This window comes from Mesobacillus subterraneus, assembly GCF_020524355.2.
Classification (GTDB): domain Bacteria; phylum Bacillota; class Bacilli; order Bacillales; family Cytobacillaceae; genus Mesobacillus; species Mesobacillus subterraneus_C.
The window spans coordinates 2,118,880-2,144,121 of the sequence record NZ_CP129019.1; the positions used below are offsets into that span (position 1 = coordinate 2,118,880).

General features: G+C 38.7%; 19 protein-coding genes and 2 pseudogenes. 2 read left to right on the plus strand and 19 right to left on the minus strand.

Going from position 1 to position 25,242, the window contains the following annotated elements; all coding sequences use genetic code 11:
• Positions 1-414: 414 nt before the first annotated feature.
• From LC048_RS10925 to LC048_RS10955, 7 genes and pseudogenes are all read right to left on the minus strand, one after another.
• Entirely contained in the window at positions 415-1,194 is a 780-nt protein-coding gene (locus LC048_RS10925) for an SDR family oxidoreductase (protein ID WP_226601107.1), read from the minus strand.
• A gap of 75 nt (positions 1,195-1,269) precedes the next feature.
• A complete protein-coding gene (locus LC048_RS10930; RefSeq protein WP_226601108.1) occupies positions 1,270-2,109 on the minus strand; it encodes a DUF2268 domain-containing putative Zn-dependent protease in 840 nt (279 codons plus the stop codon).
• Positions 2,110-2,253: 144 nt separating this feature from the next.
• A complete protein-coding gene (locus tag LC048_RS10935) occupies positions 2,254-4,083 on the minus strand; it encodes a PDDEXK-like family protein (RefSeq protein WP_226601109.1) in 1,830 nt (609 codons plus the stop codon).
• Positions 4,084-4,099: 16 nt separating this feature from the next.
• On the minus strand, positions 4,100-5,572 hold the full coding sequence (locus LC048_RS10940) for a DUF2357 domain-containing protein (RefSeq protein ID WP_226601110.1): 1,473 nt from the start codon (positions 5,570-5,572) through the stop codon (positions 4,100-4,102).
• Positions 5,547-7,775, minus strand: coding sequence for an McrB family protein (locus LC048_RS10945; RefSeq protein ID WP_306050248.1), 2,229 nt, complete (start codon positions 7,773-7,775; stop codon positions 5,547-5,549). Before LC048_RS10945 ends, LC048_RS10940 begins: the two co-directional genes overlap by 26 nt.
• 354 nt (positions 7,776-8,129) lie before the next feature.
• Positions 8,130-8,612 carry a hypothetical protein gene (locus tag LC048_RS10950; protein ID WP_306050250.1) on the minus strand — a complete coding sequence of 161 codons (483 nt, stop codon included), beginning with the start codon at positions 8,610-8,612 and terminating at the stop codon, positions 8,130-8,132.
• A gap of 590 nt (positions 8,613-9,202) precedes the next feature.
• Positions 9,203-11,124, minus strand: a pseudogene (locus LC048_RS10955) (DEAD/DEAH box helicase).
• Between the two features lie 193 nt (positions 11,125-11,317).
• Here LC048_RS10955 and LC048_RS10960 point away from each other — a divergent pair.
• A complete protein-coding gene (locus LC048_RS10960; protein WP_226601114.1) occupies positions 11,318-11,986 on the plus strand; it encodes a GIY-YIG nuclease family protein in 669 nt (222 codons plus the stop codon).
• 51 nt (positions 11,987-12,037) lie between these two features.
• Positions 12,038-12,451 carry a (deoxy)nucleoside triphosphate pyrophosphohydrolase gene (locus LC048_RS10965; RefSeq protein WP_226601115.1) on the plus strand — a complete coding sequence of 138 codons (414 nt, stop codon included), beginning with the start codon at positions 12,038-12,040 and terminating at the stop codon, positions 12,449-12,451.
• 5 nt (positions 12,452-12,456) lie between these two features.
• Here LC048_RS10965 and LC048_RS10970 read toward each other — a convergent pair whose 3' ends face one another.
• The 12 genes and pseudogenes from LC048_RS10970 to LC048_RS25050 form a co-directional block, all read right to left on the minus strand.
• On the minus strand, positions 12,457-15,270 hold the full coding sequence (locus LC048_RS10970; protein ID WP_226601116.1) for a DEAD/DEAH box helicase: 2,814 nt from the start codon (positions 15,268-15,270) through the stop codon (positions 12,457-12,459).
• A gap of 115 nt (positions 15,271-15,385) precedes the next feature.
• Positions 15,386-17,817: pseudogene (locus LC048_RS10975) on the minus strand (DEAD/DEAH box helicase family protein).
• A complete protein-coding gene (locus LC048_RS10980; RefSeq protein ID WP_226601117.1) occupies positions 17,810-18,136 on the minus strand; it encodes a nucleoside triphosphate pyrophosphohydrolase in 327 nt (108 codons plus the stop codon). The pseudogene LC048_RS10975 and the gene LC048_RS10980 overlap by 8 nt, the downstream one beginning before the upstream one ends.
• 184 nt (positions 18,137-18,320) lie before the next feature.
• Positions 18,321-18,461 (minus strand): hypothetical protein, encoded by a 141-nt coding sequence (locus tag LC048_RS10985; RefSeq protein WP_226601118.1) that lies wholly within the window; start codon positions 18,459-18,461, stop codon positions 18,321-18,323.
• 85 nt (positions 18,462-18,546) lie between these two features.
• Positions 18,547-19,245, minus strand: a complete 699-nt coding sequence (locus LC048_RS10990; protein WP_306050253.1) for an Ltp family lipoprotein — start codon at positions 19,243-19,245, stop codon at positions 18,547-18,549.
• Positions 19,246-19,462: 217 nt separating this feature from the next.
• On the minus strand, positions 19,463-19,627 hold the full coding sequence (locus LC048_RS10995) for a helix-turn-helix domain-containing protein (protein ID WP_226601120.1): 165 nt from the start codon (positions 19,625-19,627) through the stop codon (positions 19,463-19,465).
• Positions 19,628-19,785: 158 nt separating this feature from the next.
• The gene (locus tag LC048_RS11000; protein ID WP_371932060.1) at positions 19,786-20,052 is read right to left on the minus strand and encodes a hypothetical protein; all 267 of its coding nucleotides are present in this window, start codon (positions 20,050-20,052) and stop codon (positions 19,786-19,788) included.
• Between the two features lie 22 nt (positions 20,053-20,074).
• Positions 20,075-20,983: a thiolase family protein gene (locus LC048_RS11005; protein WP_306050256.1), complete on the minus strand. Its 909-nt coding sequence runs from the start codon at positions 20,981-20,983 to the stop codon at positions 20,075-20,077.
• Positions 20,984-21,015: 32 nt separating this feature from the next.
• Positions 21,016-22,719: a class I adenylate-forming enzyme family protein gene (locus LC048_RS11010; RefSeq protein ID WP_306050258.1), complete on the minus strand. Its 1,704-nt coding sequence runs from the start codon at positions 22,717-22,719 to the stop codon at positions 21,016-21,018.
• A gap of 39 nt (positions 22,720-22,758) precedes the next feature.
• Complete coding sequence (locus LC048_RS11015; RefSeq protein WP_306050259.1) at positions 22,759-24,183, minus strand: carotenoid oxygenase family protein; 1,425 nt, start codon at positions 24,181-24,183, stop codon at positions 22,759-22,761.
• Between the two features lie 12 nt (positions 24,184-24,195).
• Positions 24,196-24,978 (minus strand): NAD(P)H-dependent flavin oxidoreductase, encoded by a 783-nt coding sequence (locus tag LC048_RS11020; RefSeq protein ID WP_371932061.1) that lies wholly within the window; start codon positions 24,976-24,978, stop codon positions 24,196-24,198.
• Positions 24,917-25,189 carry a hypothetical protein gene (locus LC048_RS25050; RefSeq protein WP_371932029.1) on the minus strand — a complete coding sequence of 91 codons (273 nt, stop codon included), beginning with the start codon at positions 25,187-25,189 and terminating at the stop codon, positions 24,917-24,919. Before LC048_RS25050 ends, LC048_RS11020 begins: the two co-directional genes overlap by 62 nt.
• Positions 25,190-25,242 lie beyond the last annotated feature (53 nt).

Sequence of the window (25,242 nt, forward strand, 5' to 3'; positions counted from 1 at the left end):
TTGAAAAAAGTTGATGTGTTCGAGTAAGAAAAGCGCAAGCGCCTTGGTTAGCCCCGACAAGCGCTGGAGGGCCGACCGGTGAAGTCGTTCTTTGACTTCACCTGAGCGGACCGAAGCGACTCGAGGGGCTAGGCGCTGGAGCTGGACATTTCTCGAAGTGAAATTTATGCTTTCTTATCTCTAAAAAAAAAATCACCTGTACATAAGCGTCAGGTGATCTGTGGTTTTTAAATATTTCAAAATGCGCATTCATTCAAAAAAATCTTGCATTGTTTTTCCATTATAACAGTTTTAACTTTTGGACGTTTGGATTTGTTACAGTTTTGTTTTTGTGATCATAATTGAGTATATACATCGCATATTCTTTCTCACTGATAATCAGGCTAACAATCTCACAAAATTGCATGGATCAATTTACTTACCCAAAAATCCACCCTCAGACTTTATCGTTTGCCCGGTAATCCAGCCAGAATCATCGCTGGCTAAGAACGTGATTAACCGTGCAGCGTCTTCAGGCACACCAATTCGACCAGATGGAAATAATGGCAGCAGCTGTTCTCTCAATTCATCATTGATCCAACCAGAATCAGTCGGACCAGGATCGACGGAATTCACGGTGATACCGATGGGCGCCAATCCAACTGATAAAGGTTCGGTGATGGCAATCATCATACCTTTAGTGGCTATATAGGCCAAATTGTTAGGATCTGGACCTTTAGAAACCATATTGATGATTCGCCCATTCTTCCCTTCTGGAAATGACTTTTCATACCTTTTCGCAAATTCCATAGACAGCATGAGTGTCCCACTGTTATTCACTTTGTAGTGCATGTCCAGAATCTCTCTATTCAAAGCCCGAAAATTCGCTGGCGATTCAAACGTAGCATTGTTCACTAATATACAAGGTGTCCCCAATGTTTCTTCAACCATGTCCATAATAAGACTGGATGAATCACTTCCACTCAAGTCTACCTCCATGTGAGCAGCATTCACTCCAATAGTTCTTAACTCCTCACATAACATAGTAGGGAAATCCTGGTCCACCCCATTACCACTCATCTCATCAAACGGAGACCAATGTGTAAAAAATACATCTGCCCCAGCGTTCGCAAGCGAGCGGCAAATCGCAGCCCCTATTCCCTTTGAACGACTTGCGCCTGTTACGATTGCACGTTTTCCTTTTAAATTGGTCATTGTTGCACCTCCTGATTTTCCAGGCAGCAGATTGCTTAACTGAAATCCGCTAATTCATCCCCTTAAGATTAGGCCCTACTTCAATATTTCCGGAAAAATATCACGCAAATAAGCAGGAATATCCTTTTCTTGAACACTGGCCATTTCCTTAAAAGAGACTCCTTGTGCTAAAACGAAATTGACCAACTCCCAACCCGCATAGTATGCTTCTCTCTCGTGGTTCGCCGTTCCATTTCCGAAGGTAAACCTTGTTACGGCTTCTGATGAAGCATCATCTAAAAAGGGGAGTATCCCAGAAATGATTTCTGCTCTGTTTTCTTTACATGATTGCAGCCAACCTTTTTCACGCTCAATATATTGTTCATCTGGATGCCCTGGAACTAAAGATTTACTTACCTGAGTCGCTAACCCTTCCTGCAAAATAGTAGATGCTATTGTTCGTTCCCACTCACCTGTAAGATTAGCAGTTTGTGTATGCACTATATGTGTCAGTTCATGTGCAAGGAAAATATCAGAATCCCCGTTCTCAACCGGTAGACAAAGCGCCATACGCTTTTGGTCATAGGGAGCAACAAAAGGATTATTTTCAAATCCCCCAACGAAATAAACAATTACTAAATCAATTGGCTCATTATAACCAAGCAATGTTTTCACTTTTGTCAGGTACTCCCTTACTTTTACCTCATTTGGTTTCCATGACTCAATAAAAGTTAAATATTCAGGATAAACTTCCCAGGCAGTGTCCAGCAAATTTCTCGCCATCTCTTTTCCCACGTCTCCAGGAGGCACCGCCGCAAAGTTATAATGCTCCTTCCAAAGAGCCCATCTATTTTCATTATCAATATCAGGCTTATTTGCCATTTTATAAAAAGTCAGGAACTTGGACACTAGATTTAATACTTCAACTTTATCCAATAAAGTCACCACCTACATAATATTGATTAAATGATAGAACTATTTGGTCTCCATCTCCTACTCTATTTAACAAAGGGAACAAGAAAGAGCAGATGGACTCATATCGTCCCAAAAGTATACCTCCACTGACATGCTTTCTAACTTTTACATAGATTTAATTATTCCTATGAGTTCCTGATTTTTATCTTCTTCAAACAACCTAACCATCTTTCGGTACAACTCTTCCTCATCGTTCCAATCCTCTATAAACACTGATTTCGAGAACAATCGAGTATATCTAGAAGTTGGCAATTTTGATTGATCAGAAAAAGCAATTCCAGATTTTTCAAACTGATTAATCAGTTTGAGTCTTTGATCAACTTGAAGTGGACCTAATTCCAGAGTCAATTTTAATCGATCATCTCTTAATCGCTCAAACCAGTAGGTAAAAGTACTGTCATGCCACCACCATTTTTCTCGAGTAACCCCGAATGTTTTCTCTAATTCTCTGAACTCGCTCATTAAAAAAGAGGCATTCTTGTTGCCGACTCGATAAAGTGACGAATCAATTCTCTGAATTTGAGCAAATTTCACGAAAGGATTTTGAGGGAATTGTTCAGATGTTCTCTCGCTAATCTTCCGCTCTTCTAGTACCTCTTGTTCCAGCTTGTTTTCAATCATCTCTACCGCTTTTGCGATTTTCCTGAGAGTATTCTTAAGACCCTCATCATGATATAAAGTTTCCATGCCAGTAACAACTTCTTGCTTGTTTGCCCAATCAATTATACTTAAAGTCTCAGTATATATTTTGGTGTATTTTTTGCCCTCTAATTTGGCAGTAGGACGAATAGAAATACCTTGAAATTCCAGTGCATTAAGCAGCTTTAAACGGTTCTCATAAGGGACAGGACCAACCTCGATGGAAATTTTCAATCTTTCATTCCATGTCCTCTCGAACCAAATGATTAAGCCGTGACCTCTCCAGTATCCCTGTTCCGGTTCACCTATGGTCTCGGTATAATCTTGCCATTCAGGCAAAATAAAATTTGGAACCTGAGCATGTGCTTTATAAACCTCTAAAGGGAGATCCTCGATCTGAACAAATGATAAAAATGCTTCATGAAGGACACTACTTCCAATTTTAAAGATATAGTCTATCGTTTGCTTTTTTTTAGCATAGATCCTCTTTAAGGCATTTTGTTGTACTAATGACAACCCGTCAATCCAATAATAAATATCACGATATCTTGGTTGTTTCCGGAACTCATCATGTTGACTTAGATATAGAAAGTCCACTGCAGCCTTATTTGTTTGATATACATCTAGTGCAAGTTGAATCGCTTCCTCATCTTGTACAAGTTCTTCTTTCAGAATTGCAGTATAATGTATCAAGAACTCGAAAATACTTTCTGACATAATTTCACGATTTAACTCAATATGTAAAAGAATGATATCCATTAGGTCATTATAGTCGAGTACCCAGTATTCAGGATGAGTCGGTGCATCGCTCCTAAGGGTTAAGAAAATCGGAATAACCTTAAAATCCTTATAAACTCTTTTTGCATATTCTAGATAATCATCAAGCTGTCCCAGAGCTTCTGAAGCATGAAATTTATTTTCAATAACCAGAACCATCTTTTGAGCGGGAACTACAACAACAATATCAATATATCGATTGGTATGTGTCTTTACCTCGCGATAAACTTCAATATCCGAGAAAGAAGCATGCATATATGTTAGAAGGTCGATTTCAGCTAATTTATCTTCATTTTCCTGCCTTGTCACCAAACGAGAGATTACTTTCTTAATAAAAAAGTTTCCTAACTGATGATTCTCGCTCGGGTCTAATAACCAAGCAAGAACATTTGAGTGCCTAATTTCAAATTGATCGACACGTAAAACCTTTAATGGATTAAACTGATGGAACTTTTGGTCAAGCTGGGCAAACTCCTTCGAGTGATCCAATTGTGCAATGCTTTCTATCGAAAAAGACATATAATATCCTTCCTTCCTAACTCGTAAGGTAGTCCAAGCTTGTTAATACTAAGTGCTTTAGTTCACTATTCTGACTACCTGGCAACATCTTAACAGCACCCATCCTGAACTTCTCCCGAATCTCAACATCAAAATACCTCATCGAATCCGCTTGCTCATCTGATGTAGGAGTCAAAATGTATACTTCTTTGACTGCCTTTTCCCCAGACTCTCGATGTATAATTCCATCTCGGTATTTGTGCATTTCCCCTAATGCGGTTCCTATGTTACCAGGTACCCTGTACTTCGGATCGAACACAATAATGCGATTCTCACCTTCTATTACGATATCCGGAATCATTCTCTGCGTATATGTATGGAAGGTCGTTGAATTATATTGATAGGATCGCTGAAAGTATAGAATCATGCCGTTTAACAAGTGTACAGAACTCTGTTTGTTTTCAGCTAAGTTTAAGAACAATCCATCTCTTGTTGTCTTAAAAAGATTGCTGGTGTCTTTAATTAAATTGGACTCTCTCAATATCTTAATAACATACATATAACACCACATTTCATACAAGAAAAAGGTGTCCTTCAACGCGATGGGATAAGACAATCCTATCCCTTCCCTCTTATGCTTATAAAGCTTATCAAACCATTCATACCATAATCGATAAACAGGATGCTTCCTAAAGGTCTGGGTTATGTTGTATGGACCTTTATTCTCGACAATTTCTGTTAAAAACGGGCTACTCATCCAGTATCGAAGAATCGATATATATCTTTTGGCTTTCATTGATACAGATTCAATTTCTGCTTCTTCATAGTTCCTTAGCAGCCTGAATAAATCTATTACTTGCTGCTTTAAGACCTGATTCTCATATAGGTTTATCGTTTCGTATGTTGTTGCCGTTTCAACATGCGTAGGAATATCTCGACCGTGCCCTTTTCTGTCCAACCAAGATAAAGTCGTCTGTTCAGCTCTCTGAACTTTCTCTCTTTTCATGGTAGTAGTCTGTTTCGTTAATTTTCTGATTGGCTTGCTTTCTATCTTCGAAAAAATTTGCCGTAGCTGCTGAAAGTTCCGCTCAATATAACTCCATTGCGTCCAAGATAGCTCTCGACTCTTCCCGTAAGTGTTAACCTGTGTTTCCAAACCAGATAATTGGAAACAAATATTCGCTTCCTCCAATATGTCTTCAATCATTAAAGTATATTGTTCTTCAGTTAGCTTACGTTGATCAGGGTAAATATAAGACTCAAACTCCTGGCCATTAACTGAAATTCTTAAGCTCCCGCTTTGAAACGGAGTAAGCATAGTTGCATAGAAAACATGCTCTTGTCTGTAAAATGGCAAAGGTACATCCTGGATAGTGACATCGATGCTATCTCCTCTATAACGGAGTTTATACTCAGCGGCTTCTGTTAAATACGCATCGGTAATATGAATCCATCCTTGGTTAACATCCAATATTTCAAGGTAGTTATCTCCAGAACTGAGTGGCTCCATAATACTCCAACTCCTCTTGCATCCTTTTGACATGTTTTAGAGAGATGGAATCAGCCTCAAGGTTTTCCTTAAGCCAAACTTCCATCTTTCTTAACATTTCAGCAATCCTTTCATCACCACGAACCTTCGTTAAAACCTTTTCAGAAATAACACGATCCAAAGCTTTTAAAGGCTCCATTTGATGTTCCTCAGACAACTGATGATTAACAAATAGTTTGCGCATCATTTCTCCCATTGTTCGATAACCAAAATGAAGTTCATACGTTAATAACATCTGATGCAATTCCTTTAGCATGGCAAACTCTCGACCGAGCACTTCCTTGATATCCTGGTCCGCTCGATTCCAGTATGAATCAAAGTCAACATCAGACAAGGTCATGACAAATGCACGATCAAGCACCTTATCAGAAATTGAATGAGTGGTTTCATCGACATTAATCGTGCCTAGCAGATAAACATTTGGCGGAATTAATAGCTTTTTAGGGATTTCTTCTATATGGTCATCTTGATGCAATGGTATTTCTTTTCTAGACTCAACCGCGCTAAGATAATCACTTAAATAGTATTCAACTCGAGCAAGATTCATTTCATCAAGTAAAATAAAATGGGGTTTCTCCCGCTCCTTCAAAGCATTTAGGATAACATTAAGAAACTCTGTTCTTACATATCGCTTCTCAAAAGAACTATAGTATCCAAATAGAGCACTGGCATCAGTCCAATCAGGTCTTACCGGAATAATCGTGAAGTACGGATTTTCATCCTCATACTCCAGACCATAGACAGCATTAGTATACAGTCGGCATAATTGAGTTTTACCGGTTCCAGAAATGCCGCTTAAAAGAACAAAATGCTTATCATCAAGGGCAGTTAAATTCAAATGAAGGTCACGGATGATTTCTTTAGAAAAAGTAAAACTACTATTTGAGATTGTTTGAACGATGGCCTCAAACTGAAAATTCGACTCTAAAGATTCAACTACATCAGATGGGAAATCTTCAAAATTTCCTCCCTCATCATTTTCTTCCGAAGGCAGTTCCAACTTTTGGCTGGCATGTGCAAACAATAATGCTGCATCGATGAAATTCTTCTTAACTTGCTCGTTCCCTTCTACAAAGCTATGAGTTTCATTATTGAAACTTCCTACTCTGTAGACATTTCCCCCAGCTTCAATCCCATGTTCATTCAACAACTTCATTGACTGAGTCATCACCTGATGATTATCAAGGCTTTGCGTAGTAAAGGATTTAGATATCTGCCATTGCTTAACACCTTCACCCAAAATTTCCCGTGCATTCGTGAATATGTGATTATGCCCTTCAATTTGAACCATGATGGTCTGGAAAGGAGAGAACTTTTCATGGAATTCAAAATAATAAATGAAGCCCTTAGTCAACATTTGATCTGCATCATAGATATGGAAAGACTGGCGCTTTCCATTTGTTTTGTAATTTTCTATAGAAGAGAGATCAACAGAGTATGTTCTGCCCAATAGTTTAGTCTCTTTTAAATCCCTTGTCCCAGCCAGAGCCATCAAAGCATTATAGGTGATAGAAGAAAGCTCAATTTCCTCATTTATGTAACCGTGCAAAGACTTTAATTTATCCCAAGCACTAATCAGACCATCAATTAAAACCTGTTCCTCAATCTGCCCTTCCAAAGGAATACTCATCCCAATTTGAAACCAGGGACGCCTTCTTGGTTTAATGCAATCTTTTATGTATTTAACAAACTCCTGCTTCGGAAGTATTTCCTTCTCCTTCCAACCTGTATGGATTTTAAAGTCATCCGGAATCGAGTTTAAAACACTGTGTATCTTCTCATTTTTATACCACGCCCAGAAAGGAATGAAATTTATTTCATTATGTATAAGGATTACATTGCTGAATCCATTTAACTCTAAGGTGATTAAATTTTGCTCTTTATCATTCACTTTCCGGAAAAGACCAACAAAATACTTACGGCCAATATCCGAACTCTTCTTCTTTTCAGCATAAGTGGGATTTCTTGCATCATGATAAGTTGTAGATAACGTCGTATCATAACTCCTGATATAAATTTCATCATTTAAATTCATGTCAATTTTATCGATAAAGCGTTCGAACAAAGTTTTCATAATAGGAGAAATCTCATCCAGGGATCTTCTGCATCGAAGTTCTGTATTTTCCAAGTTAAGGATGGATTTAAGATAATCTAGATTAATCAAAATCAACACCTCTATTTAGATTAATTTACACATTTATTTTTTCTTTGCCGGTATATGTTTCTATTTCTTACTAAACATTGGGCTATAAAACTAAAACCTGTTAAAACCTTGACTCTTACTTATTGTTTTTCTTCCTATTAGAATCCATAGAATCGTTAAACAAATATACAACCCCCATAAAATAAAACCAAAAACAACAAAGTGATAAATAGTAGATGCATGAAAATTTTCAAACCCGTTCAGCATATAAAACAAAAAGCCGAACGATAAGTAAATGGCTCCAGTTAATTGCTTCACATAAAACTCCCTTATAAAAACTTCATACAAGTCTTGTAGATTTCTAAGACTCAAAACTTAATTCAAACTCTCAACCCAAGCTGCAAACTTGGTTCTATTCCTTTCATACCAATCATTGCAAACAAGATATTTTTCATTGTGTATAATTACTGGCTTTGACCAATAACGGTAATATCCGTTCACTGTTCTTTGATCGATTAAGGGACGGTCATATCTAACCTTTTTGAGCATCGGATAATTAATATCAAATAAGTTTTTGCAGTGTTTTGCATCTTGTAAAGCTCGTACCTTTTCTGGACTTAGCAAGTGGTTGCTTATGATTTGTGCTAATTTTCTTCGCACCAATTCACCGATCTTCTCAGCGCTCTCAATATGGATAAAGTCAGGCAGCGTAATTGCTTGCTTTGTAGTGCTTTTTTCCATCTCGTGGTCTCTTATCCATTTTTTCATATACTTGATCTTTTGTTCCTTTGTTAATCCATCCACTGAAGATTGCAATAATGTATCAAAAATAATCTTTAATCTCTTTTTATCCATCATTTTTACTCCTTGTTAAACAAGTCTAGTACGAATCCTCAACCTCAATTAAATTGATCCTATTGAAAAAACGCCACTAACTTCAGCTTTCTGTTGGCGTCAAATTTCTCCTGAGTAAAAGCAGCCATAATTTTTTCCCTCAATTCATCATTTATGTAAGTTAAATTATACCATTTAGGGATTTTAAAAGTGACAGATTGATAGAAGTTTCTAGTTTCTGATGAATTGAACTACCCGAAATTACAAAATATAATTTGAAGGTCAACAGGCAAGAATGGCAGCATCACAGTATTGTCAGTTTGGTAAAGTCTTTGGCATTGAGTGGTAAAATTCCTGGCGTTGTGTAGCACGATAACTGGCACGGGTGTTAAACTCATTGACATTGAGTGGTACAATTTTTGGCATAGGTGCTTTGTTCATGGTTATAATGTAAAAGGCAGACCCATTAGTCTGCCTTAGGTAAGCCTATTATCGTAGCAGCTTCATAATCTATTTCAAGACTACCGCATGCTTGTTGGTTAGAGAATCCATTCAGGATGTTTTATTTCTGAAGTTCAATGTGTAAATAAAGTCTTATAACTTAAATTTTAAACTCAATTAATTTTCTTTAGTGTACTGTTCTTCTTACTGATTTGCTCTTTTACTTGATCAAGATACTTGGTGAACTCAGATTCTCCGGAATAAGACAAGCATAGATATTCCTTAGCTCTTGTCATCCCTATATAAAGAAGCGATACTTCCCCGTTCTTTATCTTCTTCAAGCGGGAATGGCATGGAATCTGTATTTACGATAAAGACAGCTCGAAAATCAAGGCCTTTACTGCTATCAATGGTGCTAATCTTTACTTTCCCATCTTCTTTTTCAAATGATCGTTTTGATGCATCGTTTTCAGTAATCCAGTAGAAAGGAATACTGGCTTTCATCAATTCTTTTTTTTATGATGTCGATTACGGGAACTTTATGTGTCTTTTTCACTCGGTAAAGAACCAACATTTCATCGTAAGAAACGTTTTTTGACTCATGCAGCTTCTTCATTTGCCGTGCAATCAGCCTTATTTCCTCAAAAAAGTTGGCTGCTTTAATAATGCCAGGTTCAGGACCCTTTCTTTTCGTGCTTTGCGGTGCGATGATGTCTCCTTCTAAGTCACGGTTCACGACCTTATCTCTGAACACTGAATGACCACGGTAAAAATCCCATGCAAATTTCACTATTTGACATGTATTTCTGTAGTTAATCGATAACACTTTGGATCGCCCCTGGAAGCTCAGTCCTGTATCTTGGACGTAAGAGCGCTTTCTTTTATAAATGGTTTGTGCGCGATCTTCAACTAATAACAGTGACTGTGTCTCGGCGTTAATCAAGGCACTTACCAAGCGAAGCCAATCGGCTTCGAAATCCTGGACCTCATCAATTAGCACAGCATCATAGCTCGGAAAGATCGCCTCGTTATTTTCAATCTTCTCTATCATCAGCGGAATTTGCTGCTCATTAATTTTCAGATCATTCTTAAGCCAGGAGTGAAAGTTCCTAACAACAATATTGTGAGTATGTAATGGACGTTCTGCTATGTCATTTGTAAAATCAAAATCAAACAAATCTTCTGGCTCATTCATCATATGAGTAATCATCTGCTGTATCGCATTAGCAAGCGAAATGTTATAGCATAAAATCAAAATCTTCCAGTCTGGGTTCTGCTTTGAAAGCATTTTTGCTCTGCTAGCTAAAATAATCGTTTTTCCGCTGCCGGCCACTCCACGAATTAACCTATTTTTATCCCCTAATTGCTTTGCCAAGTTTTCCTGATGCAGATCCATGGTTTTTATGTCATGCAAGGACAGCAGGAGTTGATCCTGGTACGGTACAGGTGCTTTAAACTCTGCACTGATCCGTACTTCAGGAAATAAATGATAGCGTATAGCGTTAATATCTTCACTGGATAAAGACTCTCTAAGCCTGTATGGCACAACAAACATATTCAAAATTTTTTCCATCAGTACTTCTTCTGAAAACGCTTCCTTATCCGGATCGATTTCATCCCTTGTTAAACAGAGGTTAGGATCAATAATTGAATACAAATCATTTTGAATAAAATCTTTTGATTGCAGCCTTGTAAAAACAACCCCGTAACCATATGGAAATTTGAGATTGAACTTATACTTGCCATCAAGCTGAACCAAGCTTTTATCTTTCTTGAGGACATCGACTAAATGAAAGACATTTTCCCTGGCATGCTTGATTGGGCTTTTCACTATTGTTTGTTCACCCTTAGTATTAACTATATGCCATTCCTCGTGATTCAACTGGAGCAATGTATTGTTTGTATAGTCCTTGACTTCCAAAAGTACGAGACCCAAATCCGGGCCAATGATCACAAAATCTGGTCTTCTTCCTTGAATCTCAGGTTCGTAATACACAATATAGTCATCAGGAAGATGTGTCTTCATTGTTCGGAATAATAATCTTTCACCAGCCGTTGCAGAGCTACGAATCGTTTCAGGAATAGTAATCGCCATACTCATTCTCCAAATTCAGGGATTTTTCTTCATTATACACGTTTTTTCGAGTTTATTCTAAAATTTTACAAAAACTACAAAGCGCAGTTTGTATGTCAGGTCTATATTTATATAAATATCGGCAAAAGCATTGAATTTTCCAGTAAAAGGTTAAATAATAGGACTATAGATTTCATAGTCAGGAAGTGAATACATGATTAAGAAGATATTAGATCGTTTATTTAAAAGAGAAGAAGTCACTCAATTGAATCAATCTACTCCCAAATTCGAACTGTACCAAGCAAACCGAGCAGAACTGGATCATTTGATGAAAAAACCTTTTCCAGAAGGCAAAGCTCCAGGCTATGTATACTTCGTACAAGAACATTTAACAGGAACATTTAACATCGGCAAAACGAAAAACATTACGAAAAGAATGAATGTGTATCACATCAAATTACCAATCAAGAATGAATTACTCTACTTTATTAAATCTGGTAATCATCATCAAACCAAAGCAGCATTTCATAAGCATTTTGCAGAAAAACAAATAGATGGTGAATGGTTTAAGCTGACAAACGAAGACTTAGAGTGGATTAAAAGCGGTACATACAGTGAAAATATAAAAGCCTCAATTCTTGATCAAGGTAATGAGGAAGACGAGGTTCGCCTGAATGATAAACAGCAAGATTATGCCCTTTCATTAATTCAAAAGTTAGGACACACCTACCAATTAGCTTGCGATCCTAGCACACTGACCGTAAAAGATCTAAACCGACTGACCGTTTACTTCAAATACAAAAATGAAGGTGCATTGGTGAATCTTGTGAAAAAAGGTGTCCTCAAACGTCAGCATGTCAGCAGGCAGCAAATAGATAATTAGTTTTCTTAATGATATGATAAGCAGGAATGATATTACTTCTTGGAGGAACACATGAAAAAGGTAGTAAAAGTAGTCGCTGCAATTATCGAGAACGAACAAAATGAGATTTTATGTGCACTAAGATCACCTAAAATGTCCATCCCAAACATGTGGGAGTTTCCTGGTGGCAAGGTTGAGAACGGAGAGGATATTTGCTCGGCACTTCAAAGAGAAATTGAAGAAGAGTTGGAGTGTAGTATTGAAATAAACTCAGAAATTTTTAACGATCATACGCATGAATATGAGACATTTATTGTTAACTTGATTTCAATTAAGTGTAGCATCATTTCTGGTACACCAACTGCCCATGAGCATTCCAAGCTTATTTGGTTAAAGCGTGAAAATCTATCATCCCTTATATGGGCTCCAGCTGATCTTGCCGCAGTTGACCAATTGATACACGAAAAAATAGTCTTCTCAAAATGAGAAGACTATACTTTTTTGGTGAACTCTGTATATAAACTGGCTGGTATTTCGTGCTCTAACTCCATCTGAACTGTAATCGGCTTATTCCCTTCAAAATAAACCGAATTTCCTTTTCCAATATAAATATAAGGCTCTGTTTTTCCATCAATCTCACGGTACTTTCTAATGAATAAGTGCAGATTTACTCCCCGTCTTTGGTTGAATATGATATCCTGCCCTCTGTTGGACTCCTGGGTGGTATTATTGACTGACTGCCACTGGAACATTCGTTGGTTAATAAACTTATCCTTGTAATTAATACTCTCTTTTACATCCGCTTCTTTATGAAGGTCCACGAACAGAAAGAATTCTTTCCCATTAACTAATAGTCCAGAACCTCTAAATGAGCTATGAATCTTTCGATAGTTTGAAAGTAACGCTGCATCTACCATTTGATACTGTTCATATAGCTTAAAATGAGGAACGCCAAAGTAACCACTATGGAATTCCTTTTCATATCTGAAAATGCCATATGATATCACATCTTCAATATACTTATAGTAATGCTCATTCTGCAGTAATTTTGAAAAAACGACCGTCTTAATTAGTTGCCCCTCCATTTTATGCACGAGCTTCGGCTTGGACTTTAACTGCCCTGAATCATAGTAATCTTGATTCAGGAATTCAAAGGCATGTAGAATAGTATCATCATCTACATCCTTAACGAATTTTAGGATTTGATCTCTTGCTTCATCGACACTGATTGAATCATGATGCATTAAATACTTAAGGATGACAAAGTCATGGATTCGTTTAATGGGCAGCTTACTTGATAACTCCTTCAGTGACCCTTCAAATTCCTCATTAAGTAGCAGCTTTTTTAAATGATCATCTTTTTCTACCTTAGCCACAAACTGCAGATAAGTTTTTTCTTTATTGATAAATTTAACCGGATCAGGTGCACCGTCAAATTTAAGAAAATCAACAAGTAGGAATGGAACCTTACCAGTGTTCAGTTTCTTAAACTCATTATACTCTTCCTTAAGATAGCGCATAGAATTGAAATTTTCTCGGTCAATTTGTTCTAAAATTCGTTCTTGCGAGATTTTGTCCATTTGTATATGTGTGGCGCCAGGTATATTGGCAAAGCCCGTGGCGATTGCAACCTTCAAGCTTTCCTTATCGTAATACCTGCTACCATTAAGAGCTAAGGCAATGAGAAAGGTTTTACTATGGTTCCCTATAAAATCCAGGACAGTTAAAAAGCTTTTATTTGGATATTTTCTAAGCCCTCGTCCTAGCTGCTGTATAAAAACGATAGGAGAATTTGTTGGCCTCAGCATTAGAACGCTATTTACAGAAGGAATATCTACCCCTTCATTAAAGATATCTACGCTGAAAATAAATTCTAAATCATCTTGATCATCTTCTAATTTGTTCATATAGTGTTTTCTTTTATCCGAGGAGTCTCCCCCATGTAAGATAACACTTTTATAGCCTCTTTTATTGAATTCACTTGCCATATACATCGCGTGCTCGATACTCGCACAAAACCCCAGTCCTTTTCTCTTTTCGCCATCATGTCCATAGAACTCCATCTTTTCAATGATAAAGTCTACTCTCTCGTTCACTTTCAATCTTTTCGTGATTTCTGCAATATCATCGATATCCACATCACTAAGGTCAACACTATCTATATCGGTGATCCCAAAATAGTGAAATGGAATAACAAGATCATCCTCAAGTGCTTCGTGTAATCGCACTTCTAACGCGACATTATTATCAAAAATATCAAAGATATTCCGGCTGTCACTTCTCTCAGGAGTTGCCGTCATGCCTAAAGTAAACTTAGGACTAAAATAGCTAAGAATAGTCTGATATGTTGGGCTAGCAGCATGATGAGCCTCATCAATTATAAGGTAATCAAATTCCTCTGGATCGAACTCCTGATAACACTTAGAGATCGTTTGGATCGTTGTAAACACATAATCAGTATGTTTCTGTTTGTGATTTCCTGTTAAAAGACCAAAAGTAAAGCCATCGTTAGGAAGAAGCAGTTCGAATGTTTCCTTCGCCTTTATAAGAATTTCTTCCCGATGGACGACAAATAACAATTTCTTAGGGCTAAAGCTTTTTACGTCAAAGGCTGACATATATGTCTTGCCTGTACCTGTTGCAGCAATGACAAGCGCCTTATTCTCACCATAACTACGCAGACGTTCTAGGTTCTCCGTAGCTCTCCTCTGCATCCTGTTAGGAACAATATATTTTCTGTCCTCATAAATGACAGTTTGGCTAGGACTAGACCTTTTAAAAGACTTTAAGAACTCTTCATAACGCTGAATGAATTCTTGATCTGCATCCACACTTAAGTCCCAAAGATTATTGTATTCCTTAATGACATTTTTAATAAAATGTGCATCCTCTTTGGAAATGATTTTGACATTCCATTCAATATTACTTTTCAATGCACTTTGTGTTATATTCGATGACCCTATAATAACTTTAAAGTGATCCTTGTACTCAAAAATATAGGCTTTTGTATGAAAGCCAACCTCCCTATCAGTAACAAAGACTTTCAACTCAATATTGGAAAAATCATTTAAACGCTCCATTGCCTTAGCGTCAGTGAAATTTAAATAAGTTGACGTAATGATTCTGCCTGTAATGCCTTTTGACTCCGCTTCTTTTATCGGGTCTAGCAATAACTGCAGACCACTGAAATTAATAAAAGCCACGCTAAAATAAAACCGTTCGCATTCCTGGATCGACTCGACTAACTCTTTTAATAAATTTCCCCCATCGGAGTTAACGATCAGTTCTTTTTCTATAACTTCCAAGTTTATCACCTTATCTTTTTCTACTATATGTAAAATTGTACTATAAATGGATGAATACATGAAGAAATTTTAAGACGATGAGGGTTCTAAAAATGAAAAAACAGCACTCAATATATTAACGAGTACTGTTTTTAGCTCTTCTCTCAAAATGTGCATGCAAACGATATTCTGCTATTTCCATGGTCCATTTATAAAGAATCTCTTGATCTTCTTCACCAACATCGAAATTGATCATAAACTCTCCATTGGAAAAGTTAGTTAACCCATCTGCTCCTCGATTCCACATAGTCATGGGCATCGTTTCAACAAGCTTACTGATGACCTTCTCGTTGTAATTCCAAAGCTTTTTAGAGGAATTATCCGAGAAATCTATTTTTCTGCGATATTCTGTCTCAGTCAAATACTGATGAAAAAATGGAGCTACTTCCCTAGCTGTAATCGGCTTGTTCCAATCTCCAATTCCTCGGTTAAGCATTGCCAGCAGCAGTATCATCTTATAACTTTTCGACATGCTGGTCCTCTCGACTTCTTTCAGCCAATTCTCATAACGCTCAAAAATGACCTCTTCACGTTCACTTAATTCATTTGCCCAGCTCAAGAAACCTACATAGGACTCAAACTCTTGCTTATAATGCGGAGACTCAGAGTGTCCTTTAAGATGCAATTCAAGATAGGTCGGTCTCCTGCCAAGATCATTCTTAAGTTCAAAATAATCATTTTGCAGTTTTTCCTTTCGTGGAGATCGCTTTCTTGCCAATTCCTTAAGGAGATTAATTACCTGCAAATCCAAGTTCAATTCACAATTCGTAGGAATTCTTGGTTCAATTTTTTTTGATTCCCCTTCGTTCCTTGCTGTATCAAACAAACTCAACTTAACATCCGCATTTCGTAGTTCCCTATTAGATCAATGATCACGCAATGATCTTTACCAGGAGCTAAACGAAGTCCACGTCCGATCTGTTGCGTGAAAACAGTCAAAGACTCTGTCGGTCTGGCAAATAGAAGTGTATCTACAGGAGGAATATCTACACCCTCATTGAAAAGATCAACGGTAAAGATGATATCCAATTCTCCTGCTTCAAGCATCTTAATGGCATCAGCCCGTCCCACTTCCTTTTGTTGAGAATGAAGACTAACTGTTTTAAAGCCATGTTTAGTAAAAAAGCTGGATAGGAAATTGGCCTGCCGAATGGAAGAACAAAAACCCACCGTTCTTGTCTGCTTTTTATCTTTCCAGGCTTCAAGAATATTCAAAGCCATTTCTTCTCTTAATTGAATTTGGAGAAGTTCTTCCTCATCGTAACGTGTGCCCAGCCAGCTAATCTGACTGTAATCTGTATCATCATACACACCAAAGTATTTAAACGGAGCAAGCCATTCCCGATTTATCGCATCAAGGAAATCAAGTCGGTATGCGACAATTCCATCGCAAATCGCATAGACATCTTTATTGTCATTACGATCAGGAGTGGCTGTTATACCAAGTAAAAACTCCGGTTTAAAATAATCCAAAACTCTTTTATAAGATTCTGCTGCAGCATGGTGAAATTCATCCACTATGACCAAATCAAAATCATCCGGACTAAACCGCTCTATATGGACCTTCATGCTTAAAGTATAAATAGATGCAAAAATAACATCTGCACCGATATCCTTGTACTTCCCGTTATAAATTCCATACTTTTTTTCTGGCATAATGTTGCTGAAAGACTTCCTTGCCTGATGAAGAATCTCTTCTCTATGCGCTATAAATAAGACCTTTTTAAAATTCTTTGAAAAAAAACCAGCAAGATAAGTTTTTCCCAAACCAGTTGCCATCACCACGAGAGCCTTCTGGTATTCTTCTTCTCTAGTTTTCTCAAGCTCATCAAGTGCTTCGACTTGAGCAAAGCGAGGCTGAATATCACCATAAGACCCACTAAGCGGTGGATCATGGATGACTTCGGGCTGTTCAGCGACCTCTTTTGGAGTAGGTAACATCAGATCCAGTTCTTCCGTCTCAGACCATACTCTCGCCACATTAGGATTGTCGTTATGAAACCGCTCATAAGTTCTCCTATAATCCTTCAACGTTTCATTATTTAATCGGATCGTTTGGTCAGCATAAAACACATTTAAAAACTCATCAAGCGCTTCATTGAATACTGTCTTATCATTAGTTACTGATAGGTTCCATTCAACCCCATTATGTAGTGCCGATTTTGATAGATTTGAAGAACCAATAAATAAGCAATCCTCAGTTTCAGACTTAAACAAATAAGCTTTGGGATGAAAAGAAACACCATTACTCTTCCAAAGACGAACTTCAATATTATCATCAATAGCTAATAATTCAGCAAGACCTTCAGGCTGAGTGATATGAAGATAATCTCCCGTACAAACCTTAATATCCGCACCAGCTTTAGCCGCACTTGCCAAGGCATCCTTTAAAAAAGCAACACCAGATTTCATCACAAAAGAAGTCAGAATACAAATAGTTGACGCTTTTTCAATTTGACGAAGCAAATGACTACCCAAGTCATTTGTAATTAACTCAATCCTACTCATCTTCAACCTCAATTAAGTAAATCTTCTCCTTAAAACCACCACGTTTTTCTGCTTTCAGCTTACGAACTTCTTCTACTTTATCAATAGAAGAAGCATGATACTCAGAAAGAGCATGGATAAGTTCTAATAAATCTGCAAGTTCTTCAACAGCATCTTTGTTGTTATCAGTGTTGACGTATTCATCTAATTCCTCATATGCTTTTTTCTTTAGTTCAATTATGTAATCAGTTTCATTTAATATCCTTGTTGAGAATTTCTTTCCTGTGTTTCCTATTACCTCTGGAATCCGATCGCGTACTAATTTATTGTAGGTTGGCATGGTTCTCCCCCTTAACTTATAGTATCAATATAACAAAAATTAGCTGGAGTTAATAGGAGCACCTTCAATAAGAATACTCCTATTCAGAGTCATTAGATATCTATTCTTTGCTTACAAAATAAACGTCAGAATTATTGCGGTAGAACAAGTAAGAAGGAAAAACGAATATTATTCAAAGTGTAAATTACGTAGATATGATGATGATGTTAAAAACAATTAAGTAATAATCGAAAGAAGTGGAGTAATCACCACCAGTTAAATGATGAGAAACCTTCTTAATACTAAAATTCTGCACTCTTGACGCTTGACCCACCAGTATGTTCATTATAGCCCCCACATAAGTTAAAGGAATTACTTATCATTAGAAATACCCTCAACCAAATAATGGTCAAGGGCTACTTGAAAGTTTATTAATTTAAGTTTTCAATAGCGTAATCCGCTTCTTCTTGTGTGAATTTTTCACCTGCTGCAGAAGTCAATTGGTCTCTGATCGCTTCAGGAGACATATTCATTGTTTCCTGATAGCTTTTTGCTTTTTCTAAGGCGTTTTTCTTGTAATCAGCTTTCAGATTGTCAACTGCATACTGCGCTTCTTCTGCAGTGAACTTTTCACCGGTCTCAGAAGTCAGCTGATCAAAGATAGACTTTTTTGACATATACATCGTATCGGAATAGGATTCTGCCTTTTTCAAAGCATTGTCCTTCCAATCATACTCAAAGTTATCCATTGCATACTTAGCGGCTTCTTCGGAAAACTTTTCTCCAAATTCCGAAGTTAACTGTTCGAAAATGGCATTTTTTGACATATGCATTGATTTTGCGTAAGCTTCAGCTTTTTTTAAAGCAGACTTATGTTCTGCTGGAACATTATCTTCTGGTTTTACTTCTTCCTTTTTAGTCTCTTCTTCTTTTTTTGAGTCCTCTGTTTTAGCATCCTCTGTTTTATTTTCTTCCTTTGCCGGTACCGTGACAGTTGGCTCAGTTTCCTTTTTGGTTGTATCCGCTGTTTCTTCTCCACCGCCAGTTGCAGCCCCGATAATGATAATTGCAATTACCCAAATCCACCATTTTTTGTAGAAGGGTTTCTTCTTCTTTTGTAGCTTCTCCATTTTCTGCACCTCCCAGTATGTTTACAATTTAAGTATATCCATATTTTTACCAACAGTCTATTCTATAAAAATAGTATTTTATGAAGTTTGTTTGTACAAAAAATCTCATATTGCCTATCAAAGATATTAAAAAACCTTAATTAGTTCTTAACCTAACTAAAATAACAAAGGCAAGAATGGATTGTGAGAGAACAAAGGTGATTTAAAACCAGTTGATTTAAAATAATGTATCAAGCGTTGGACTAGATATATCTCTTTCCAAATTGCTTATGTATTTTCGATCGAGCTTGCTTAATTCTGCTAAATCTTCTTGGCTTAGGAATTGTTTTTTACGTAACATTTTTAGTTTGTGGCCGAATTGAATGGTTTGTTTCCTTTCCAAGGCGGTTACTCCTTTTAAAACCATTAGATACCTAAGAAAAAGCCTTGACCACGCACTATAATGAACATTTGTTTCCCTTATGCAACTTTTTTTGCTAAACAAAAAGAATAAGGCAGTTTTCCAACTGCCTGTGAGGGTGTTTCAATATTAGAAGTTAATCAAACTCTCTCAATAACCATTGCTGCACCGACGCCTGCTCCTCCGCTGATGGCGACTAGGCCTCGTTTTTTGTTTCTTCTTTCTAATTCGTCAATCAGGGTTAACAGCATTGTTCCGCCTGTTGCGCCTAAGGCATGCCCCATGGCGATGACTCCGCCGTTTGGATTCAGTTTTTCAGGATGGATGTTGTAATCATTTTGGAATTTCACAACGGTTCCTGCAAAAGCCTCATTAAATTCAATGACATCTAGATCCTCAATGCTCAGGTCCGCCTTTTTGAGAACAAGTTCAACGGCTCGATTTCCCCCCGGTTAATAACAGTGGATGGCAGGAGGCACTGGTTGAAGCGATTATCTTGGCCCTAGGTTTTAGACCCTCTTTTATCCCTATTTCCTTCGATCCGATTGCAAGCAATGAAGCACCATCAGCTAGGGAAGGTGAATTGCCTGGATGGTGTAGGTATTGGATTTCCTTCAGGTCAGGGAGTTCCTTGAAAAGTAATTCCTTCTTATTAGCTAGATGCTTTTCCTCGTGACTTGGTTTTAGGTTGCTTAAGGCGTCCATCGAGATATCTGCTCGGATCAACTCATCGTGCTGAAGTAATAATCTGCCCTGCTCGTCATATAACGGAATCATTGATTTGGCGAAATATCCATTTTGGGTAGCATGATAGGCGCGTTTATGGGATTGGAATGCGTATTCATCAAGTACTTCGCGATTGAGTCCGGCAAGGGATGCTGTCAGGTCAGCGGAAAGGCTCATATGAATGAATTTTGTTTTCTGACTGACCTCCGGATCTGAAAACCATGCTCCTTCATCTGAGAGCATCGGAACTCTGGAACTCGATTCCACTCCGCCAGCGAGGACCAGTTGATCCATGCCTGCCTTTACTCTTGCTGCGGCGATGGTAACGGCATCAAGTCCGGAAGTACAATACCGATTGACGGTCATTCCTGGAATGCTTTCGTGAAAGCCGCCATATAACAAAGCTGTTTTCGCAATATTGGCTCCCTGATCCCTGATTTGCGTCACACAGCCTAAAACGACATCATCGACTCTATCAAATCCTGAAGGGATCCGACTTTCTAGCCCTTTATAAAGCTGCGCCACCATTTCCACTGGCTTCAACTCTTTTAGTGACCCTTTTCGTGCAGAACCACGAGGTGTTCTCACTCCATCATAGATATATGCTTCCATTTCAATTCACCTTCCTTCATACAGGGACTCTTTTAAACTACTTCCTCTTTAACCATTTCGCGCAACTGGTTTTTCAGAACTTTTCCTACCGGATTCCTTGGCAGTTGGGTGAGCAATCTTACTCTTTCAGGCAATTTATATGAAGCTACCTTTTTTTCGCGCAGAAAGTCTACAATCTCATTCAAAGCAATCTCTGCCTCTTTTTGAGGAACGATACAGGCACAGACAATTTCCCCCATGATTTGGTCTGGGCATGAGACAATGGCTACTTCCGCTACCTTTGGATGACCTTGTAAAAGTTCTTCCACTTCCTGAGGAGAGATTTTTATACCGCCTCTGATGATTACGTCCTTCACCCGACCTACGACCCGGTAATATCTTTCTTCATCACCGGCTATTTCAAATAAATCACCAGTGCTAAAATAGCCATTTTCATCAAATGAGCGGTGGTTAACTTCCGGTGCTTTCCAGTAACCAGAGAATATTCCTGGTCCTCTTAATCTCAATTCACCAGGATGGAAAGACTCAGTAATTTCTTCTCCCGTTTCCAAATCGACAATCTTGCTCTCAATCATGCTTGATATCCGATTATCCCAGTGCAACCCTTTTACACCAAAACGCGGGAAATACTTGGAGCGCATTTCAGGATCCGGAATATCCATTGGACTGCTGAGGAAAGCCGCACCCTCATTCGACCCGAAATAATTGATGATGTCCACTCCGTATTTTTCTTTCCACCCTGAGATCATCCAGGCTGATAATGGTGCAGAACCTGTACCGATGACTCTTAGAGAGCTGATGTCTTTGCCGAGAAGTATCGCTTCATTTTTCAGCATCATGTTTAATAATGCAGGAGGAATCAATGTATAAGTGATTTTCTCCTGGACAATTTGCTGCAGCAGTGCAGGGAAATCGAATGGATGATGCAGGACGAGCGTGCCTCCCGAAAGCAGCCACGGAATCATGCCCCCTCCGATTCCGGCCATGTTCACTACCGGGAAGGTTAACAAAAATTTATCGTCTTCACTCAACCTGGCAGCATCCACTGTGGCAAATGAACTGATGAACCATTCATTATGACTCCTCGGAACTCCTTTTGGTTTACCTTCAGTTCCTGATGTCCAGCAGATGGTAAAAATGTCATTTGCGGTGACAGAAATATTCGCCAGATACGCTTGGAAGTCTTTTGTATCTCCAGTCTTGCTGGCATTATTCAATGAAATGACACCCTCTAATTCACTGGATCCGAAAGAAAAAATATGCTCCAAAGAGGGAATGTCGTCTATCAAACTTCTATACATATCCGCATAGTCACGATTGCTGATTTCGTTCATTGTGATGACAGCCTTTGCTTCAAGTACTTCTATCAACTGTGAACATTCATATTCCCGGTATTGAATGGGGAACGGACTTGATACCGCCCCAATCCTTAGCACGGCCAGGTAGGAAATGATCAATTCTGTCGTGTTCGGCAACTGTAGCGCGACGATGTCATCTTTCCGGATACCATTTTCGTAAAGGATTCTAGCCATTGTGTCCACTTTTTCATTCAATTGGCGATAGGTTAATCGCTGAGGAGCACCAAAACAGATGGCTTCCCTGTTGACTGGATCGACTACTGCCTCCTTTTCCGGAGAGGCTTCCACAAGACGGGAGAAATAGCCATCAATCGTTTCGGTACCCCAAAACCCCTTTTCTGTATAGTCCTTAATTCTTTCATTAGAAGATAGAATCATAAGTTTTCCTCCTCGATTTTTACTAGACTATCAAATCTATCAGCCAAACAATTTCTCTCCATTCACCCATGTTGCATGGAAGCCCATAGGGATTTTCTGTGGAATCAGGAGTCTTGCAATCGGTCCTAAATCAAAATTTGCTGCATCCAATATAATCAACTCCGAACGATCCTCCACTTCGTCATAGACATAGGTAACAAGATATCCATCATCTTCACTGATTGCATCAGGCTTTGGCGCAAAGGAGGCCTCAGTACCATAACGCCCATTTCCGAACATATAAGGTGTTGATTGACCAGTCCATGTGTCATATTTAATAAGCCCATCGAATTTAAGTGTCGATTGCGAGTTCATATGGACATTGTATGAAAACCGTGATTTCTGTCCGAGGTATTGCAGATTGATGGTTGGAAACTCTGTATTCATATCACAGAGAGCCCCTTCTTTGACAGTTCCTGTTTTCAAATTGAATCGCCAGTAATACAAATGTGCATCAAGACGCAAGAAGGCTAGCATTCTTTCAATCGGTCCACCTTCCTTGGTTGAAGGAGGACATGGGTCTTTCACTCTGCAACCGATGAGGACAATCTCATCGCCTTCTTCCCAAGCATTGATTGTATGATAAATATAGCAAGGTTCGGCTTCGAACCAACGAATTTCGTCAGCACCGCCATACCTTGGGATTATCCCAAATCGGCTCGGCAAATCACGGAAGAATTTGACGCTGTACCTCCCAAGCTTGCTGACTTCAGGGTCATTGAATAATGGCAAATCCATAAGGATGGAAAAGTTTGTCGTGATGGCTATATCATGTGGAAGTCTAGGTCCCGGCAACTCGATCGGAACACAATGTGTCAGCTCGCCGCTAGCAGACGCTACCCCGTACATCATATATGGATAGACTGCTCCATAGTCAAAGAACAGGAATTCTCCTGTGTGTTCATCCACTTTCGAATGAGCAGAGACATTGCAATTCAGCTTCCCGCCAAAGTCCTCCACACCAATCGTCTTAAGTGTCAGGGCATCTACCTTATACGGCTGCCCGGCTCTATACCATAAGCTTAGCAAGTGATTATTATGGAACACGACATCGGTATTTGAAGTGTTCTTCTCTTTTTCAAAAAAAGGATTGTCGCGTTTATTCTCCATTAACCCTGCCCACAAGGCCTTTCCCTCAATTGATTCATGCTGAAAAGCTTTCGTACTGACATATCGGTTACGATAGCTGACTTTTCCGTCCCTGAAGTAGACCGCATGAAGCATCCCGTCGCCATCGAACCAATGATACCTTCCTTTCGGTTCATGTTTTGGATTCGGACCGTTCCTTACGTACGCCCCGTATAGATCCGTTGGAACCTTCCCCTCCAGCACCGTTAACTGATCTACATAGATTTCATCTTTAACCGGTGCATATAGACTCTCCTCATAATATGGATTCTTAAAAGTCGTATTGGCTTCGATCACGTTATCCACCTCCTAATTCTTGACTTCTGTCTTTAGCCATGTCTTTGCCATTTCCATGTTCAGGAGGGATTGTTCGTACTCTGTTTTCAACCGGGAAATAATTTCTGCTGCCGGCTGGACTTCCTTTATGCTATTGACTCCTTGTCCTGCTGACCATACATCCTTCCAAGCTTTTGATTTACCCTGAGGGTTCTGAAAATCTATTTCTTTTTTCGAAGTCAATTGACTAGGGTCATAGCCTGCTTTTTCAATGCTCTGCTTCAACATATTGGCATGTACACCTGTAAAAGCATCCGTGCAGATCAAATCTTCATTAGTTGCCTGTACAACCATTTCCTTGTAAAGCTGATTTGCCATGCTTTCCTCAGCTGCAATGAATTTAGTACCCATATAGACTAAATCTGCTCCTAGAGCCTGGGCAGCAAGAATGCTATTCCCTGTCGACATTCCACCAGCAAGAACGATGATGCCATCCCAGAATTCCCTTACTGCTTCCACGAAGGCAAATCCAGTAATTGCACCTGTATGGCCTCCAGCTCCTGAACTTACGAGCACCAGGCCGTCCACTCCTGCATCTGCAGCTTTTTTCGCGTATTTCACTGAATTTACATCAGCGAAGACTAGCCCAGCATATGAATGGACGGTCTCAATCACAGGAATCGGACTGCCAAGCGCTGTAATGACAACCGGAGGCTGATATTTTTTTAGCAGTACGAGTTCCTCATTAAGTCGGTTATACGATCTGTGTGCGACAATATTTGCTGCCCAAGGAGCGGTCTTTTTTTCCCGGATTATTTTCTTTGTATTCCTTGAGCTCTGTGGTCAATGTTTTCATCCATTCTTCCAAAACATCAATGGTCCTCGCATTTGGTGCTGGGAAGGCACTGATCACTCCATTTTTGCAACAGGCCAAAACCAGTTCTGGTCCCGAAACGAGGAACATCGGTGCAGCGATAATCGGCAATTCAGTATTCGCTGTAATCCAATCTGGTAATCGTTTATTCATGTCATCACCCTTAGCTTATATTTTGACGCTACATTTATTAATGCAAGTACTAT